We start from the raw sequence: 18,947 nt of genomic DNA on the forward strand, positions 1-18,947 counted from the left end.
TGGAGGACTCCAGCCCTAATTATATGAAGAAAATTTAAGGCTTTATAGAAGCTTTAAGAATTTTAACTTCTTCCAAAGGTTTATCAACTCTGTTTGTTTTACTTTCCTCAATTTTTTCTACCGTTTCATAGCCATTTACCACTTTACCAAAAATGGTGTGCTTATTATTAAGCCAATGAGCATTGTCTGTTGTGGTAATAAAGAACTGGCTACCATTTGTGTTAGGCCCTGAGTTAGCCATTGCAAGCAGGCCTTTTTTATTGAATGTTTTTTCAACTGTTACCTCATCTTCAAAACTTTTGCCCCAAATGGATTCTCCTCCAGTACCATTTCCTTTAGGGTCCCCTCCTTGAATCATAAATCCTTTAATGACTCGGTGAAAAATAGTTCCATCATACTTTTGTTTTTCTATCAAACCTAAAAAGTTTTCGCAGGCCTTAGGAGCAATATCAGGAAAGAGCTGCAATTCAATTGTACCGAGATTTGTTTCAAAAATAACAATAGGCGTTTTAAGATCTACTTGTTCTACTTCTAAAGATTGTTTAGGTTCCACTTTTTGTACCTCTAAAGATTGTATGGGATTTAAGAAAGCAAAATTTAATAAAATGATCAAATACTGAAAAAAGCTAGACATCTTAGTCCTCCTTTTTGGATAAATAGTTTATCATAAATTTCTACAAAAGCAACCAAATGATTTTTATTTCTAAGCCCAAAAGAAAAAGAGACATTTATTATCGTCTATTTTTTTATTTGCAAAATGCTTCATGAATTAGAAAATAAATTATTATTTTTCAAAATTTAATGAAACTTAAATAAGAGCATAAAATTAGTTAAAAACATAGATGAGAGTAAACTCTCATTGATATTTTTTTGTTTTAAACTTATTAAAATTATTTATCTTTTCTATTTATTTTAAAATTTTATTAGACAAAAAAAATCAACTCAGCTAGATAAGAAAATACACATTATAAAAAAACAGTTTACTTATTGTAAGAAATTCATGACTAAACTAACAAAGCCTAATGACAATTTATTTGGCTCTTTAAATCGGTCTACAAAAAGAAAATCAAATAAAGAATGTTCTTGTTCCTATCTGATTCCGATTGATGAAGTACCAGAGCTATATCATCCTTACTCTGAAGTAAGTTTATTTTTATCTCGAAGAATGAAACAAGAGATACAAAATGCTCCGACTAAAACCTGGTCTATACAATTAGAGCAGTATCTTCTAAAAAAAATGACCCCTGAATTTCAAGAGAAATTCCCTCAATTTCGAATCAGTGTTTCCGCGATAAAAAAAACATGGGAAAAACTTGTTTTATACACGAAACAAATTCAAGATCAACCGGAAGCTATCACTGATGAAGGTAAAGTAAATATCCTTTTTTTAATTAAGCAAAATCTCAAAAACCACCTATATTTAAAAAAACCTCATTTTTCTGTTCCCTATTATCCTGCTTACCAGATGGCAAGTCGAATTAGTGAATGCATTGCAGCAATTGATGGAGAAGAACCTCAGCTAGAAGAGCTGACAAAAATGATCTGGACTACTCAATGCCAGCTAGATCCTCACCTAAATTATCATATCAGTCCTTACTATGAATATAATCAAACAGATGAAATCATAGTAAAAACCATTTTAGAAGAAACAGCAAAACACCCTAATATTACGCATCGCCAGCTAGAATACAACGTACTCATGAGCCTTCGTGCACTTTACACTTTTCCTTTGTCTATTTCTGAAGAAATCATCCATGATTATATTTCTCTACTCCTTGCAGACAAATTATATCCTACCCTCTCTTTTGAAACATTCGCTTCAAAAGAACAAAGAGTATATTTAGAAAATTTTCTACGTAGACACAGTCTATATAAAAAATCAAAGAGTGCTTTATGCGATCAACTCAAACGAATTATAGCCCTTTATGCTTTGGCTGCTCAAATGCCAAAAACTTTAACTCAACTTGAGTTAAAAGAAGCTATTTTAGCCGTGTATCCTGTAAATAAGGAAAAAAAGCCTAACTTACCGCAGGTAATCTATACTTTTATCATGGCAGAGCTTGCATTAATGCAAAATGATCGTCTTTGTCATTCCATAGAACATGTATTACTCACGATCTGGAATGCCTATCAAGAAGCTATTCTTTTACCTAATTTAACAGAGCAAAAAGAACTTTTAGAAATTCTTATTTGGAAAAATCTTACATTTGACGAAAAGTTGTTACAAAAAATCCCCGCTTGTATTGCAAGAAAAATAGAAGAGGAAATTTCCAATGCGTTAATTGATAATCCCAAACAAAGCTTCTATCATCTACTGCAAATAACCAATCAATTTTTTAAAAAAGTAAAAGAATTGATAAAAAATAAAAAATGGAAAGAAATTGAAAAAAAAATCTATCCTTGGGTCATCCAAGGAGATCTACTTTGTCAGAAAATTGAAATCGGTATAGATCCTTTTTTACTACAGTTTATTTATCAAAAATGGACCCAAGCAACTTTTGAGACCCACGAGCAATTTGTAAATCAAGTTTATGAAGAATATTTACAAAAACATCCTAAATTAATTACATGTGCTGATCAGCTTTCTAGACGTATATGGATCTTATATAAATACGCGTGGTATAACCTGTTTTCTTACTCAACAGAATCTTGTATAGAAAGATTTATTAAATGGCATATCATTTATATAAAGCCCCTTTCCTTTCAAGAACTGCATAGTCAAATAGATAAGTTAAGTCAAGATATTCTTCCTCTAATCCCTATCGATGCTAAGTTCTGCGAAAAACTTTTTTATAAGATCGATAAAGAAGCCAAATCCCAAACAAAATAAAAGGGATGCTTAAAATTTGCCCCATTTTAAGGGGTAAATATATGAGATAAGCACTTTGTTCTTCTTTAAAAAATTCTAAGATAAACCGAACACTAAAAACAGAAAGGAAAAACCAACCGGTTATTCTTCCTTTGTGCGTTAAAGACGGCTCTTTTTTCCATAAGAAAAATAGACAAACAGTTAGAACCGCGTAACTAAATGCTTCATATAATTGTACAGGATGGCGCGCAACAATAGCTGCAGATCCTACAGGATGTAAAAAAATTACCCCCCAGGGAAGATCTGTTGGAACACCTAAAATCTCCTGATTGACAAAATTTCCTAAACGAATAAAAGATCCAACTAAAGGAGTGGGAATAACAACTAAATCAACTATATGCAAAATGTTAAGCTTATACCTATGACAAAACAGCCATAAAGTAACTAGAATTCCCAAAGCAGCACCGTGGCTGGCAAGGCCTGCTTCCCAAAAAGCAAAAAGCGCTTGAGGATTTTGATAAATAATCATCCAGTTTTGGTAAAAAATAAAGTCACCGAGCTTAGCTCCAATGAGCATCCCTATAATCAAATAGGTGGTTAATCTTTCTATAACAGCGGTATTGCGTTTTCTAAAAGACAAGACCCAAGGCTGAAGCCAAGTGTCCACTCTAAAAAAAGACTGCACCCTTTCTAGTTGAAAAGCGCTCATATATTTTTTAGCAAAGTTTATAAGAGATGGTTCTGCTTGAGGAGGATTTGGAAGATCGATTGGATGATCAACGGTATGATTTATTGCTTGAATTACCTCTTTCTTTATTTCCTCTGGGACATTTTCCTGATATGGTTTTTGTTGACAAAACCGTTTCACTTTTTGAGGAAATGCTCCGAAAAGTATTTGTAAATAGGAAGACTTATGGTTTTTTTGTAAAAACAAAGGCCAGCAAATAATATCTCGGTTAGAAAACTTTACAGAAAATAAAAGATAACGTAGCCAACAATAACGAAAAATAGAATATCCTATAATAAACCCTAGCGCAAATAAAACACCATACCACATCAATGGTCTGTGAATGAGAGGAAGTAGAAAATGAAATACCGCTGGATTAGGGTCCCAATACAAAAATCCAAACATAAAATAAGCTATCTCTGTTGTTTTAATATATAGGCTGACTGGAAATAGACTCTAGAAGCACTCATTAAAGCAAATCCCACTGCTATATCGATTATACCTCGAATAGAGCTTATTTCTAACCATTTTAAACCCATTCCCAATAGCATCATACCAATGATCAAACCTAAGTATACAGGAGGATATACCCTTAGAATAGAAATAGGCTCTGGAATCAAGGATATTCTTTTTATCGCTTTTTTTGCGGTTTTAGAAAGAATAAAGCTCCCTTTTATGAATCCCAAAACCAGTCCTAAGCAAACCAAAGCCATAATGTGTTCTCGATTTTGTAGAGAAGATTGTAAAATCAGCAAATAAAGTCCCATTGACAACAAAAAACCACCTATAATCAGCCATATTATTCCACTTACCACAATCCATCCAAATCGACCTAAATGCATATTCATGCTCCTGTTAGTTTGTCTAATAAGACTAACAGAATATTCTGTTAAACTAATAGTCTAAATTCAAAGCTAAGCTTATCGACAAAAAAGGTATTGCTATCTAAAATGGATATAAATATTTTAGTAAAAACAAAATTTTTATTCGACTCTTTACGTTTTATCTTAGGAGAACTTCATGAATCTCTCTGTTGCCTTTATGCGCATACTCTTTGTGCTCTTAAGTGTATTTTTCATGACAACATTTATGATCTCCAATACTCCTGGAAGCATACAAACCAATATTCTTATCGGCGTATTAATAGGCTTTGTCTTTGGATTATTTCTCATTAGCTTTGACCTTTTATTTAAAAGGTTTAATTTACGCTCTTTTAATATCGCAGTTATTGGTATCTTTCTTGGCTATCTAATGGGACAGGCTCTGGTGCTAGTATTCGATGCTATTTTAGATATCAGTCGTGCGTCGATTTCCCTGCAACCTCAAACTTTAGAGATGTTAAAAATTGCCTTATTCTTATTTGGTACATATCTGGGGACAATTATGACATTAAGAGCAGCGGATGAACTCTATGTAAGCATCCCTTTTATTAAATTTGCTCCTACAGTAGAAAAGAAAAAAGATTTAATCATTGATAGTTCTGTTCTCTCAGATGCTCGAATTATTGATCTTGCTACTACTGGTTTATTAGATAATCAAATTATTATTCCCCGCTTTATTATTAAAGAGCTTTATACTCAAGCAGAAATTGGCGATGAATTTTCCAAACTTAAAGCTAAAAAATGTTTAGAAGTACTTAAAAAAATTGAACTGATTGCTGAATTAGGCCTACGCTTCAATGATACGGATTTTCCAGATGTTAAAGATATACAAGGTAAACTACTGCGCTTAGCTCGCCTCTTAGACGCAAACCTACTCACAGCCGATATTAGCCGTATGCAAATTGCTGAAATTGAAGACATCCGTGTCATTAACATCCATACCCTTTCTAACTCCTTAAAACCTTTAATGCAGGCAGGAGAATTTATAAAAATTAAAGTACAACGCTATGGCAAAGAACCCAGACAAGGGGTTGGTTATCTAGATGATGGGACAATGGTTGTTATCAATGGTGGTGGGAATTATATAGGCGATATAGTTGATGCAAAGGTTCTCTCCGTTAAACATACCAGTTCAGGACGCATGGTATTTTGTAATGCAATGGATGGTGAATCCGATCAGGGGTATGAGCACGAAGAGAGTCATGAGTAGTCATATTTTAGGACTTGGAACAGATATTATTGAAATTGAAAGAATTAGACAAAGTATTGACAATCATGGGTATCGTCTTATCTCTCGGATATTTACGCCCAAAGAACGAGATTATTGCTTAAAATACAAAGACCCTATTCCTCATTTTGCAGCACGTTTTTCCGCAAAAGAAGCCATTGTAAAAGCTCTAGGAACAGGCTTTACCGAACACATCACTTGGCAAGATATAGAAATTATTAATGGTGTTTCTGGAAAACCTCTTGTCCATTTCAGTACAAAACTCCAAAAGAAAACCAAGGGAACCTGTATGCTTCTCTCCATGAGTCATTGCAGGTCGTATGCAACAGCTACTGCCTTATGGACAAAGAATTAAAACAAACAGAAAGGAAAGCAATACATTAAAGTCAGGCAATGTACTTTCTCAGGAAATGTTCTTGCAAACACACGATAGGCATAATTTATACTAAAAGTACCATAATAATCTAGCTGATATCTATAACAGATACCTAAATCAATGGATTGATGATGATACTTTCCCCAGCCATTAAAATGATCTACTACTATTTGCTGAAGATCTCCAAAACCAAAATCACCCTGTGAAAATAATTTTAAATTATGGCGATCGCACCAATTACTCTCATAGGAGATTTCTTGCCTTGTCCACCAAGAGCCTCGGTTAGCAATTCCTGCTGCTAACCAAGCGTAGATACGGGTAGTCCAATTAGCTCCATCTGAGAATTCTTTGCCAATCGCTGAAAATAATTCCCAATTTATGCGAGCAGCATAAGGACAGCTCACATCACGCAGATTTCGTTTAGAAACATCGCGTAAACTAAATCCTGTAAGAAAACTTATAGGATCTCCTGCAACATCGTCTAACCATAGGTAACGCATTTGCATAGCACCACTACGCATCCCCCAAGACTGCTGGGTTGTATTAGCAACTTCTAATTCTAACTCAAAATCAAAATGTGTAGATAGAGTAGCACCTAATCCAAGTGATAAAATCTGATCATTTGAAGCAAAGGGCTTATTTGCCCCTTGTACGGCGGGATAATGCCGATAGGTGTATCCTGGTATCAAATCTGCTTCAAACAGATTAGATAACCAAGGTTTTGTTGTTAAAGCAAAACAACTTAAAGGAAGAAGAATAACAATTTTGGTAAGTAGAGCCATGACTTTAAAGATGTCCTTTTTCAGATAGCCATCTCTCTGCATCTAATGCAGCTATACATCCAGTTGCCGCTGCTGTAACAGCTTGACGGTAAACATGATCATGCACATCTCCAGCGGCAAAAACTCCCTCCATGCTGGTTTTAGAGCTTCCTGGCTCTATATGAATATAGTTGTTTTCTTTTAACTTGAGTTGATTTTCTAAAAATTTAGTATTAGGATCATGTCCAATGGCAAAAAATACCCCCCCCGCTGAGAAAGTACTTTCTTGATGGGTTTTCACATTTTTTAAAAACACTCTGCGCACAACCGTATCCCCTTCGATACGTACTAATTCCTGGTTCCAAAGAATCTCTATTTTAGGATGCTTTTTTACACGATCAGCCATAATTTCAGAAGCACGCAATTCTTCTCTACGATGCACCAAAAAGACTTTCTTTCCATATTTTGTTAGAAAGATCGCCTCTTCTACAGCAGTATCTCCTCCTCCAATCACATATAAATCTTGATTGCGAAAAATAGGAGACGCTCCATCGCATACAGCACATGCAGTAACTCCTTTTTGCCAAAATTCCTTATCCCCTGCTCCTGGTACATTAAGACGACGAGCTGTAGCGCCTGTTGCAATTACCAATGCATCTGCTTGTATTGAAGTTCGACGTCCCTTTATCATAAATGGCCTTTTTTTCAATTCTACTGCAATCACGTCTTCTGTCAAAATTTGTGCTCCAAAACGTGTTGCTTGTTTGCGCATACGCTCCATCAGCTCAGGTCCTTGTATTCCTTCAGGAAAACCAGGAAAATTTTCTACATCGGTTGTTGTCATTAGCTGTCCCCCAACTGGTCCAGAAGAAAAGCCCTCAAAGACAACGGGCTCTAAATGTGCACGAGCTGCATAAATAGCAGCAGTAAGAGCAGCAGGCCCAGAGCCAATAATCACAAGTTTTGTTTGTTTCATATCTAAACTTTTGTTATGCATCTATAAAATCAACTACTCTAGAAAAAATAAAAAAGAATAGGTTTTATCTCAAGGAAAGATTCCACTTGGAAGTTCTTTAAAATAACTAAAAAAATTTAAACAAAGGATAAAAAAGAGGATTTGAAAAATATATATATATTAAAAAGCTAGTTTAGAAAAATAAAAAAGATAAGCTTCTCCCATTTGCTCTAAAAATACTATGCAGTAAAACATTTTGATCATAAAATTAAGCACCTGTAAAGGTTAAAGAATGAACCAGCTATCGGATAACAAAATGATCACACAAAAAACACGAAGCATACGGTTAGAAGCTTTAAGAAAATCTCTAGATGGCGGAGTTATTATTCCAGAAGTCAACTTAACGATTCCAGCCGGTAAATTTTTTGCTCTTTTAGGTCCGAGTGGATGCGGTAAGACCACTCTACTCAGACTAATTGCTGGTTTAGAGAGTGCTGAATCAGGAAGAATCTATTTAGGAAATAATGAGATCACTAATTGGCCTATTTACAAAAGACCTATCAATATAGTATTTCAAAATTATGCTCTTTTCCCTCACCTAAACGTATTTAATAATGTTGCCTATAGCCTAAAACTTAAAAAGCTCCCCAAAGAAGTCATTCAGAAAAAAGTCATTAAGATCCTGGAATCTTTTCATTTGGAACAACATATCTATAAATACCCTAGCCAACTTTCTGGAGGTCAACAACAACGCGTTGCCTTAGCTAGAGCTATCGTAGACGAGCCAACAGTTCTACTTTTAGACGAGCCTCTTGCTGCTTTAGATTTTAAGCTGCGCGAAAAGATGTTAATTGAATTAATCGAGCTACAAGATAAACTAAAAACCACTTTTATCTATGTTACCCATGATCAATTTGAAGCCTTAACCGTAGCTGATCAAATGGCCATCATGAACCACAAAGGAGAAATAGAGCAGATAGGTACCCCTAAAGAAATTTATGAATTCCCCATCTCTTCTTTTGTTGCAAAATTTGTAGGAACCACAAACATTTTCAGTGGTCAATTACGCTACTTAAGTCAGGGTCCTGAAATTGACATTCCTAATCTAGGTCGATTTAAAATTGATATTCCACAAAAAAAAGAATGGATGAACGAAGGACGCCAGATCATGATTAGCTTGCGACCTGAAAAGATTTTCATCTCTAAAAAAGCTGTTCCTAACTTTTCTAATACTCTAAAAGGCTCCGTTCAATCTATTGTTTATCATGGAAGATCTACTCAATATAACATTTTAATAAAAAATGGAATGCGGGTTCAAGTTTTTGAGCAAAATGAAGAGCATTTTCCACAAGAGGTTATTGATTATGACAATGAAGTGTTTTTATATTGGCAAAAAGAGAACGTGGTGATTTTAGAAAAATGAAATCAAAAGTCTCTTCTAATCTGCCATTTTCCCTAGGATCGCCTGCAATGATTTGGCAGGTGTTATTTTTCTATTTACCACTTGCGATAATCTTTATTACCAGCTTTCTGTACATAACAGATACAGGAGCTATCGGAGGCATCACTCTACAAAAAATTACCTTTTTTTTACGTCCTGTATATTTAAAAGTAATTTTCAACTCTTTAATCTTGGCCCTGAGCAATGCTTGTATTTGTTTAATCATTGCCTATCCTCTTGCTTACTTTTTGACATTTAATAGTAAGAGATTTAAAAACGTGCTGCTCTTTTTATTGATTATACCTTTCTGGACTAACTTTCTTTTACATGTATACGCCTGGTTCTTTGTATTGGAAAAAAAAGGAATTATTAATCAATTCTTGCAATTAATAGGGATTATAGACAATCCCTTACATATGTTAAATACCCCTTTTGCTATCATGACTATGATGGTCTATTACTACTTGCCTTTCATGGTTATGCCTCTTTACTCGACTATGGAACAAATTGATAATCGTCTTATCGAGGCTTCTTATAATTTAGGTGCAAGTTGGTTTCATACTCTGCGCCGCGTGATACTGCCTTTAACTAAACGAGGACTACAGACAGGATTTTTCTTAGTATTTATTCCTTCTTTTGGCGAGTTTGCTATTCCAGAGCTCATGGGTGGAGATAAGTGGATGTTTGTGGGGACTGTAATCTCTAGCTTTATTCTAGACGAACAAACAAGTTCATTGGGAGCTGCTTTTACAGCAGTGGCTTCGGTTTGTCTTTTACTAAGTGCTATTCTTCTCTATTTTTTAATCGATCGTATGATCCCCGGACGCGTTTATGAAACAAAAAAATAGTTTAGCAAAAGTCATTTCCCTTGTATCTATTGCAGCGGTTTATTTATTCCTCTATGTTCCCTTAATTGTTCTTCTTGTCTTTTCTTTTAACACAGCTTCTTTTCCTTCTCCCTGGCAAGGATTTACTTGGAATTGGTATGTAGAGCTATTTCAAACAGAGCACCTTTGGCAAGCTTTTCTTAACTCTTTAATCGTAGCTTTTTCTGCAACGCTTTTAAGTCTATTAATGGGTATTTTTTTAATCTTTTACTGCTCTCAAGGAGGAAGAATCCGTACTTTTTTAACGCTATTCTATGGGAATCTCATCATTCCTGAAACAGTCCTAGCAATTGGTTTACTCGGGTTCTTTACCATAATTAAGGTTTCTTTAGGACTTGGCACTTTAATTGTCGCGCATACCGTTTTAGGATTAGGGTTTGTTGTTCCTATTGTTTATGCTCGATTCTTGGAATTGGATGGTCGTATGACAGAAGCCTCTTTAGTACTAGGAGCCACACCTATTCAGACGTTTCTACGCGTAATACTACCCCTATTGCGACCCTCTCTTATTGCAACAGGGCTACTAGTTTTTATTCTCTCTTTTGATGACTTTATTCTTTCCTATTTTTGCGCTGGCAGTGATAGTCAAACCCTTTCTCTCTACATACTATCCATGTTACGATCAGGAATCTCTCCTATCGTCAATGCTCTCTCAGCAATTCTGCTCACATTAAGTAGCTTTCTTGTATTTATCTTTTTTTCTATTAAATCCAGAACGAAGATTTTTTAATGCCACTTTTTTTAGCATAGCACTTTTCTAAGCCGATTAGTAAATTAAGCTCTTAATGCCCTATGAAATACCTCAAATTTGTTCTGTAGCGCAATATTCTGCGATAAGGATCAAAGAAAAGCCACTCTCTTTCAGAGAAATAGTCTAAATTTGCTTGATAAATGGGTGTATTTTCCATACGAAAACTCTGTACTATATTTGAAAGCTCTGCTTGATCTACACTAAGCTGAAATACCTCCTCTATTGCTTCTATTGTTCCATCTTTATAGTAAATCGTAAAAGGTCCTCCTCCATAAATCCCTCCTGGATAGTAAACAGCCCACTTCTCTTCATTTGTATCTACAAAAAGCGTCCCTGGTACAAAAGGCGAACCATTAATGAGATCATTGATTTGGTTTTGGCTACGAGCAGCTGTATAAATGCGCACCTCTCCACTAGCAGATAAATTAGAGTTAATACTAAAAAATCCAGATCCTATTAATGGAGCAACAGGGAAAATATTATCTGCAACAAGGGTAATATCACCTCCAGCATTGACGATATTAGCAGACCCTACATTGGACTGCATAATGATATTCTTCCCTGCAATAGCGGTTAGTTGTCCTGTTGTAGTAAAAGGAGCATCACTACTACCATGGCCAATTTGCGCATAACTGGCTGCTCTTGAACTACTACCTATCACAGAAATCGAGCCATCGACGATTAGAGAAATGTCCCCATTTAGGGTATTTGAACCGCTACCTCCACTTAAATGACCGATTTGTGCAAACCCATTATTTGCCATTAAAGTCATATCGCCACCGACATGATTAAAGAGGATGTCTCCTGTTACATTAGAAAGTGTATCCAAGTCTCCATACCCAATTAAAGCATGGTTCAACTGATTATTTGAGGTAAGAGAAACATTTCTTCCTATATCAAACTGTAGGGAGCCTCCTGTAAGATTTGCATTTTCACTCCCTATGGTTGCACTAGATGTTCCAGTTAAAGAGCCTGAAGTAAGTACCAAGTCACGCCCAACGGTAAAATTAGCTATGCCACTATTAACTCGCATTGTACTCCCAGTAAAAGAAGCTAATAAACGACAATCTTGTGGAGAATTTACCATCAATACTCCATCTCCTCCACAACTAACAACTCCATCATCTAGCTCTATTGACCCTACATTACAATGAAGAGTAACAGAATTATTTAGAGCTCTAATCTCTGAGCTGTCAACAGAGATACCTGTCCCATTAGTATTTTCTGCTTGACCATTTAAAACAATCTCTCCAGTACTTGCAGTCCAAGTAGAATTGCTTTCTAAAATAATCCCTTCCAATCTGTCTTCTTTTGCTACACCTGTTGCAAGTATACTAGCTGCAGTTAATGTAGAGCTTTGAAAAACAATTCCTGATCTTCCTGCCCCGTTTAAGATACAATCTCCTGCAGTAATAGTAGAATCTGCTACCAAAATCCCTTGACCCTGACTATCGTTATTATTAGGATGCAAAGTGCATGTTAAAGAACCACCTGCAGTATCTAACATAGAACCTCTACTAATCACAATCATTCCCCGGTATTGACTAGCGAAGTTTCCTTGTTGAATATCAATATTACCCCCATTTGTACGGATCTGTATATTTGAAAGCTCAAATGAATTACGTCCATCAGTAGGTGCATTAAACGAATCCTCATCGTTAAACACAGCTTGAAAATTGCCACCACTTAGTGTAATCTGTGATGGGGTGCTACTTAAAGAAAAAATAGACCCCCCCTGTAAAGTTAGGTCATTAGAACTTGTGCTATTAATACTATCTAAAATATTAATAGAAGCATTAGCTTGTAGAATAAGATTTGCTGAATTAAGCGCGATCGCTATAGAACTTCCACTGACATTGGCAGTTCCGTTGGTTGGAAAAATTTGCCCTGTAGCAGGGTCTGTCCCTGAAGGTGTAATATTAAGAATATCTGGGTCGATCAATAGGTTTCCCACCTTGCCATGAGCAGCTGTTAAGTCTACTCTACCATTAAAGCTTAAGGATTGTTTTCCAGATATTTCAGCAAACCCCCCATCTCCTTCTAAACTTCCTCCTTTAGCGGAAAGATTTCCTAAAAACTCTGTGTTTTCTTTTGACCAAATAATGATTTCTCCTCCATTGCCTGCGTACTTAGCATCGGCTTGTATCTGTACTTGGGATTCGATCAATACATGGTCTGCTAGGGAAATTTGAGGGTCTTGACCTTTATATCCTCCTCCTATGAGGATATTTCCTCCTTGAGTATCAGAAGAGGCATCTATAATCGCTTGCTCTTTAAGAAGGACTTCTTTGCCTAATAATTGGATATCAAAAGCTTCTATCTCTCCTGTAACTTCTGTTTTTTGAGCAAAGAGATAGACGGATCCTTCTTGAGTAGCAATGATAGGGTTTGAAATTTTTCCACTGTGTTTTATGGCATGAGCATAGAGATTTTTTTGGATAGAGGTATTTAAAGATTGCAGGTTATCTGGCGTATCTAATTGTTGATTGGTTTGAATGAAAACTCTTTGGTTATCGATTTGCAAGGTAGCTTGCGTACAAGCTACGGCATTTACAGAGCCATTGATGTTTCCTTGGTTATCAATATTTTGCGCTAGAAGAGTAACTTGTCCTAACGGGCAAGAAATCGTACCTAAATTGACAATAGATCCAGGATGCTCACTAAAGAATTCTAGGGTACTTTTTGCAAAAAGGTCTTGGGTGATACTATCTAATGTCGAAGCAAGAAACCCAGCTGTTTCAATCACTCCACCAGGACCGATGAGTATCCCATTTTGGTTAATGAGGTAGACAATTCCATTGGATTGAATTTTGCCTAAAATCTCACTGGGATCAGAGCCTACAACACGGTTTAGAATACGAGAAGCTTCTTGTGCTTGATCAAAAATAAGAACTTCTTGAGGGGTTAAAGAAAAACTATCCCAATGCACAACAGAGTCTTGGGTGCTTTGGATATGCATCTGTCCTTGAGAATCTACTTGCGGCGGACTGGCTTGGCCTGAAATCAATTCAAATCCTTCAGGAGCTGCATATGCTGTAATCGAGTAAAGGAGAAGACTAAAAACGATTTTTTTCATATTGCCTCTTACACATTAATAACTGGCTGTTACCTCAAAATGCACTCTTTGATGATTTGATCCAAAAAAATTTTTATGGTACAGCTGAATACCATAATCTAAGCGGGCAGCAAAATAATGAGAAAATGCATATCTTAAACCAGGTCCAACAGACATTAAGTGACTACCTTTACCCTCAGGAGGAATGGGAGTGTGGTTATTTGCATAACCGTAATCAAAAAATACGAGCAGTTCCAATTTATCATAGCATCTAGCAAAGCGAAAAGGAGGAGTGTGTACTTCTGTACGAACAAAGAGCCCTGTGTCGGTATTGAGTTCTCTTTCATCGTAACCTCGTACGGTATCAAATCCTCCAATATAAAATTGCTCGCTGGGGATTAGGTTCTGGTTGGATAATTGCCCACTGAACCCTAAAGAAATGTAAAAATCTTTAGGTAATTTTTGAGAAGCGGTGCAATTTAATCGTGCGTAAATCCAATGATTTTTGGCGTTCGGACGTAGTTGAGCATATAAAGCATTGCTCTGATCTGCCAACCATTTTCCAGGTGAGCAAAATCCTTGGATTTGATAGTCAATCCGATTGCGATTACTGGAATAGGCTCCTTTATATTCAAGCATAGCCTGTGTTAGATTCACATTATTTGCAATTGTCGGTGAGTTATCCGAAAATTCTACTGTGTTATTTGTTCGCTTAAAATCTCCTCCTATACTCATTTCATGGGTAAGGTGTGAATAGGTTTTAAAGGGTATGACATAACGCAAGCTCATCTGCATACTCCAGCCTTCATTGCGCGTAGCAGGTAGCGATAGTTCAGGGCGCACTCTTGCATATCCCCCATAAATGTTGAGCACGTTGCGCCAGGCGCAAGGAAGGGTATATTGTAAGGTATGGGCTTGAAAGCGCTTTGTATTAAAAGAAGAGTTGTATTGATAGGTGAGCATCTGCTGATAATTAGTCAGGTTAAAACCAGCAAAAAAACGCTCTCTTTGAATGGATTTGACTCCCGTATTATTTACTCCGCCATATAATCTAAAACGCCTTCTAGCATGTGTCCGTAATAAAATATCCGTTGTGTCTTCTTCATAACCTGGCCGATAGACAATGTCTATTTGGCGAAAAGGATTACGATTGAGCCAAGCTACATCGTTAAATAAGATAGATTCATTAATTCTCTCTCCTGGGCATAAACGCATATAGTCCATAATTTTATGTATTGCGTAATCTTCATTAGACTCTATACATATTTCTCCTATCGTGCTCTCTCGGACAACAATATGCAAGATCCCATTGCTAATGTTTTGATTGGGGAATTCAATGAGGATAAAGGGATAGCGAATGCTATAATAATAAGAGAGAATGGTTTGCTCTATCTGACAAAGAATCTTTTCATCAAGAGGTTGTTGTAAGTAAACAGATAAAGCATCTACAAGATTGTCTATACATTCTAGGGAATCAAGATGTACATAAACCCCTTCGCGATTTGTCTCAGAAAGCCGAGCTGGCATGCAATCTTCGTTAGCAATAAGAACAATAGCTCTAATACAGGGATTTTTTTTTCGAAAATCTCCTTTTAATATGTCTTGTTGTGTTTGTTGAGACACTACAGAGCCAAGCACCACTGATTCTGAATTTGAATCATTTGCAAAAGCTATAAAAGAACAGGCTACTAAAAAAAAAGAAAGTAAATGTATCATATTTTCCTATTATTCAGATAAAAAAATTTATTGAAAATAACTTTTTTAATTTCTCAAACTTTCTGTGGTAGCAAAATTTTTTAAAAGGAAATAAGAAATAGCCTGTAAGCAAAGAAAAAGGATCTGATACATACTCATTTAAACTGTAGCCTGGACAAGAGTGAATAATTCCTCTTGTAAAAATTCTCTGAAGCCTTCTGCAAGGCGTGCAAATTTAAGAAGCCAAATACTCTAAAATAGAGTGGCCTAGGGCTACTATTAAGCAGCCCTAAAACTTAAGCGGCAGGAGGTTTTTTTTCTTTTTCATTGCGCTTTTTTTGAATGTAGCCCACTACATCTCTGACAATATAGAGTTTTTCAGCTTCTTCTTGTGGAATTTCAAATCCAAAACGCTCTTCAAAGGCCATAATTAGCTCTGTAAGATCTAAAGAGTCTGTACTAAGATCTTCTGAAAAAGATTTTTCTAAAGAAACTAGAGCGGGATCTAATTGCAGTTGTTCAACAACAATATCAAGTACTTCTTTTTCAAGAGCTTCTTGTTCCATAGATTTCTCGGTTGACATAAGGTATCCTTTAGTTAAGTTAATATTTATCAATCACATCACCATTCCGCCATCTACAGTCAATATCTGGCCTGTGATGTAGTTAGAAAGAGAACTTGCCAGAAAGACAACTGGATTGGCAATATCTTCAGGTCTGCCCATGATTTTCATAGGGATTTGACTTAAGATATGCTCTCTTTGCACTTCTGTCAATTTATCTGTCATACGCGTTTGAACAAACCCAGGCGCTATACAATTGACGCGAATATTACGAGAGGCAACTTCCTTTGCTAGCGCTTTTGTAGCACCTTCAATACCTGCTTTAGATGCCACATAATTAAACTGACCCGGATTGCCCGTTGAGGCTACAACAGAAGAGATATTAATGATATTTCCACTGCGAGTTTTTACCATATGAGGAACAACAGAGCGACATAAATTAAAAAGCGACTTGAGGTTTACTGCAATGACTCGATCAAAGTCTTCTTCGCTCATTCTAATCAATAGACCATCGCGAGTAATGCCCGCATTATTGACTAGAATATCGATCGATTTCCAAGAGAGCATCAAATCTTTAATCGCATGATCCACTTCTGATTTAAGAGAAACGTCCACAAGCAAGGACTCTATTCTTTGCTGATGATGGATCTTAACAGCTTGTAGCTCTTCTACAACATGATCTGCATGTTCTTTATTTGTTCCTAAAATAGCTACATTCGCTCCTTGCTGCAGAAATGCTAAAGCAATAGCTCTACCAATACCAGAGGTGCCTCCTGTAATCAAAGCATTCTTATTTGCTAAGAGCGACATAAAGACTCCCATTGACGTACCAATCCATCTAAATCGGCTACTTTTTCTATATGTAGAGTAGGAGCTTGCACTCCAATTCTTTTATTCATTCCACTCAATGTTTTACCCGGTCCTATTTCAAGATAAGCTTGTACTCCAAAATCTTGCATAACTAAGATGGATTGCTGCCAACGAACAGGACTTATCACCTGTTCTAATAAATACTGCTTAATCATCGCAATAGAATCAACTATTGTACCAGGAACATTCATAGTAAAACAAATTTTACTTTCATAAATAGCGGCATTTTCAATCTTACAAAGAAGTTTTTCCTTAGCAGATTGCATTAGGCCACTGTGAAAAGCCCCAGCAACTTCTAAGTCAATGATGCGTTTAGCTCCTTTCTGTCTGAGATATTCAGCTGCTATTGTGAGGTTTTTAATTCTACCTGCAATAACGATTTGACCTGGACAGTTAATATTAGCGATCCAAACAGGGCCACTTTTAGAGCTTATTTCTTGCAGAGATTCAGCAACCAGATCTTCGGTAAGTCCTAGCACAACTTGCATTGTCCCTTTATTTTCTCTACAAGCTTCATGCATAGCTTCAGCACGTACCTGTACCAATCTTAAACAATCGCTAAAGCTAATTTTTTCCGAAGCGACCAAAGCTGTATATTCCCCTAAACTCAGGCCTCCACAAATTGCTGGTTTAAAAAAGGGGGTTTGCGTTTGCAAAGTACGCAAAATAGCCATGCTTACCAGATAAATAGCAATTTGGCTGTTTTTAGTAAGGGTTAAGATCTCTGATGAGCCTTCAAAAATAATAGAAGAGAAATTTTGCTGTAAAATTTCATCAGCTTCCTGAAATACTTCCTTGGCTATAGGAAAAGTATCGTAAAAATCCTTTCCCATTCCTGTATATTGCGTTCCTTGACCTGGAAAGATAAATGCCCATTTATGCATTTTCTGCTCCACAGGTTAAAATAGCAGCTCCCCAAGTAAGTCCTGCGCCAAATGCTACTAGCAATATGTGATCCTCTTCTCTTAAGTCTTTTTCCTGTAAAAGTTCATCTAAAGCAATCCCTACAGAAGAAGCAGATGTATTTCCATATTTATGCAATGTCAAAAAAACATGTTCCATTGGCACATCAAAACGCTTTGCAATGGCTTCAATAATACGTATATTTGCTTGATGAGGAATCAGCCATTTGATCTGTTCTTTTTTTAAAGAAGCTCTTTCCAAACAACAACTAGCTGCCATCTCCATTCTACGCACTGCATGTTTAAATAGCTCTTTTCCTTCCATTTGTAGATAATGTTGGTTTGCTTGAATAGTCTCCATAGAGGCTGGTTTCTTTGATCCTCCAGCTGGTATGATTAACAGCTCAGCCAATCTTCCATCAGCTCCTAAACAGACATCTGAAATGAATAATCCTTTTCCTTCCGCTGCAACAATGCAGGCCGCTGCACCATCTCCAAAAAGAACACAAGTAGATCGATCTTGGTAGTTAACAATGGAAGAGAGCTTTTCAGAAGCTACAATTAAAATAGAGCGATACATTCCTGATTCAATATAGGCTTTAGCTTGAGATAAAGCGTAAATATACCCGGTACAAGCAGCCTGCAAATCTACTGCTGCTGGATTAAAATCCTTTGTTTGCCCTGTTTGCTCAAAAAAATCACGCAGTCGAGCTTGAATTAAGCATGCTGTGCTAGGAAATGGGTAATCCGGTGTCAAAGTAGCAAATAAAATAAGCTCGATTTTTTCTAACTTAATTCCAGCTTTCTCAATAGCTTTTTTAGCAGCCTGAAATCCCATTTCAGAGGTAGGTTCATCTGCTGCTGCTAGCCTTCTCTCCTTCATTCCTGTGCGAGAGATGATCCATTCATCCGAAGTATCGACCATTTTTTCTAGATCGTTATTCGATAATACTCTTTCAGGAAGATAGGAGCCAGTAGAAATAATGCGTGCTTTTTGAACCATAAACCAAAATAAAATTTACATATTTAATACTCTATCGAAAAAG

Annotated in this window: 17 protein-coding genes; 6 read left to right on the top strand and 11 right to left on the bottom strand. The window is 36.3% G+C overall.

Translation table 11 applies throughout. The features are described 5' to 3' along the window. Nucleotides 1-34 precede the first annotated feature (34 nt). Complete coding sequence (locus RHAB15C_RS04115) at nucleotides 35-634, bottom strand: peptidylprolyl isomerase (protein ID WP_194845399.1); 600 nt, start codon at nucleotides 632-634, stop codon at nucleotides 35-37. Between the two features lie 366 nt (nucleotides 635-1,000). Between RHAB15C_RS04115 and RHAB15C_RS04120 the strand changes: the two genes are divergently transcribed. After that, nucleotides 1,001-2,830, top strand: coding sequence for a hypothetical protein (locus RHAB15C_RS04120; RefSeq protein WP_194845398.1), 1,830 nt, complete (start codon nucleotides 1,001-1,003; stop codon nucleotides 2,828-2,830). Here RHAB15C_RS04120 and RHAB15C_RS04125 read toward each other — a convergent pair. Further along, the gene (locus tag RHAB15C_RS04125) at nucleotides 2,769-3,941 is read right to left on the bottom strand and encodes a prolipoprotein diacylglyceryl transferase (protein ID WP_194845397.1); all 1,173 of its coding nucleotides are present in this window, start codon (nucleotides 3,939-3,941) and stop codon (nucleotides 2,769-2,771) included. The two genes, RHAB15C_RS04120 and RHAB15C_RS04125, sit on opposite strands and share 62 nt — an antisense overlap. A gap of 8 nt (nucleotides 3,942-3,949) precedes the next feature. Then, nucleotides 3,950-4,384 (bottom strand): hypothetical protein, encoded by a 435-nt coding sequence (locus tag RHAB15C_RS04130; protein ID WP_194845396.1) that lies wholly within the window; start codon nucleotides 4,382-4,384, stop codon nucleotides 3,950-3,952. A gap of 172 nt (nucleotides 4,385-4,556) precedes the next feature. Between RHAB15C_RS04130 and RHAB15C_RS04135 the strand changes: the two genes are divergently transcribed. Both RHAB15C_RS04135 and acpS read left to right on the top strand, forming a co-directional pair. Continuing rightward, the gene (locus tag RHAB15C_RS04135) at nucleotides 4,557-5,627 is read left to right on the top strand and encodes a PIN/TRAM domain-containing protein (protein WP_246587520.1); all 1,071 of its coding nucleotides are present in this window, start codon (nucleotides 4,557-4,559) and stop codon (nucleotides 5,625-5,627) included. Next, nucleotides 5,602-6,000, top strand: a complete 399-nt coding sequence (gene acpS / locus RHAB15C_RS04140) for a holo-ACP synthase (protein WP_246587521.1) — start codon at nucleotides 5,602-5,604, stop codon at nucleotides 5,998-6,000. Before RHAB15C_RS04135 ends, acpS begins: the two co-directional genes overlap by 26 nt. On the opposite strand, the gene RHAB15C_RS04145 is transcribed toward acpS, so the two are convergent. Together RHAB15C_RS04145 and trxB are read right to left on the bottom strand one after the other, a co-directional pair. Continuing rightward, nucleotides 5,997-6,803 (bottom strand): hypothetical protein, encoded by an 807-nt coding sequence (locus RHAB15C_RS04145; protein ID WP_194845394.1) that lies wholly within the window; start codon nucleotides 6,801-6,803, stop codon nucleotides 5,997-5,999. The genes acpS and RHAB15C_RS04145 overlap by 4 nt on opposite strands. A 4-nt stretch (nucleotides 6,804-6,807) precedes the next feature. Further along, on the bottom strand, nucleotides 6,808-7,758 hold the full coding sequence (trxB, locus tag RHAB15C_RS04150) for a thioredoxin-disulfide reductase (protein WP_194845393.1): 951 nt from the start codon (nucleotides 7,756-7,758) through the stop codon (nucleotides 6,808-6,810). A gap of 271 nt (nucleotides 7,759-8,029) precedes the next feature. Between trxB and RHAB15C_RS04155 the strand changes: the two genes are divergently transcribed. The 3 genes from RHAB15C_RS04155 to RHAB15C_RS04165 are packed head-to-tail and all read left to right on the top strand — an operon-like array spanning nucleotide 8,030 to nucleotide 10,795. Next, on the top strand, nucleotides 8,030-9,160 hold the full coding sequence (locus tag RHAB15C_RS04155; protein ID WP_194845392.1) for an ABC transporter ATP-binding protein: 1,131 nt from the start codon (nucleotides 8,030-8,032) through the stop codon (nucleotides 9,158-9,160). After that, nucleotides 9,157-10,026, top strand: coding sequence for an ABC transporter permease (locus RHAB15C_RS04160; protein ID WP_194845391.1), 870 nt, complete (start codon nucleotides 9,157-9,159; stop codon nucleotides 10,024-10,026). The genes RHAB15C_RS04155 and RHAB15C_RS04160 overlap by 4 nt, the downstream gene beginning before the upstream one ends. Next, nucleotides 10,010-10,795 (top strand): ABC transporter permease, encoded by a 786-nt coding sequence (locus RHAB15C_RS04165; RefSeq protein ID WP_194845390.1) that lies wholly within the window; start codon nucleotides 10,010-10,012, stop codon nucleotides 10,793-10,795. The genes RHAB15C_RS04160 and RHAB15C_RS04165 overlap by 17 nt, the downstream gene beginning before the upstream one ends. 52 nt (nucleotides 10,796-10,847) lie before the next feature. On the opposite strand, the gene RHAB15C_RS04170 is transcribed toward RHAB15C_RS04165, so the two are convergent. The 6 genes from RHAB15C_RS04170 to RHAB15C_RS04195 form a co-directional block, all read right to left on the bottom strand. Beyond that, nucleotides 10,848-13,892, bottom strand: coding sequence for a two-partner secretion domain-containing protein (locus tag RHAB15C_RS04170; protein WP_194845389.1), 3,045 nt, complete (start codon nucleotides 13,890-13,892; stop codon nucleotides 10,848-10,850). 15 nt (nucleotides 13,893-13,907) lie between these two features. Then, on the bottom strand, nucleotides 13,908-15,587 hold the full coding sequence (locus RHAB15C_RS04175) for a ShlB/FhaC/HecB family hemolysin secretion/activation protein (protein ID WP_194845388.1): 1,680 nt from the start codon (nucleotides 15,585-15,587) through the stop codon (nucleotides 13,908-13,910). Nucleotides 15,588-15,862: 275 nt separating this feature from the next. Next, complete coding sequence (acpP, locus tag RHAB15C_RS04180) at nucleotides 15,863-16,150, bottom strand: acyl carrier protein (protein WP_281422340.1); 288 nt, start codon at nucleotides 16,148-16,150, stop codon at nucleotides 15,863-15,865. A gap of 33 nt (nucleotides 16,151-16,183) precedes the next feature. After that, a complete protein-coding gene (fabG, locus tag RHAB15C_RS04185; RefSeq protein WP_194845387.1) occupies nucleotides 16,184-16,939 on the bottom strand; it encodes a 3-oxoacyl-[acyl-carrier-protein] reductase in 756 nt (251 codons plus the stop codon). Continuing rightward, nucleotides 16,927-17,883, bottom strand: coding sequence for an ACP S-malonyltransferase (gene fabD / locus RHAB15C_RS04190; RefSeq protein ID WP_194845386.1), 957 nt, complete (start codon nucleotides 17,881-17,883; stop codon nucleotides 16,927-16,929). The genes fabG and fabD overlap by 13 nt, the downstream gene beginning before the upstream one ends. Next, nucleotides 17,876-18,904, bottom strand: coding sequence for a beta-ketoacyl-ACP synthase III (locus RHAB15C_RS04195; RefSeq protein ID WP_194845385.1), 1,029 nt, complete (start codon nucleotides 18,902-18,904; stop codon nucleotides 17,876-17,878). The genes fabD and RHAB15C_RS04195 overlap by 8 nt, the downstream gene beginning before the upstream one ends. Nucleotides 18,905-18,947: the final 43 nt, after the last annotated feature.

Origin of the sequence: Candidatus Rhabdochlamydia porcellionis (genome assembly GCF_015356815.2) — a bacterium.
Taxonomy (GTDB): Bacteria; Chlamydiota; Chlamydiia; order Chlamydiales; family Rhabdochlamydiaceae; genus Rhabdochlamydia; species Rhabdochlamydia porcellionis.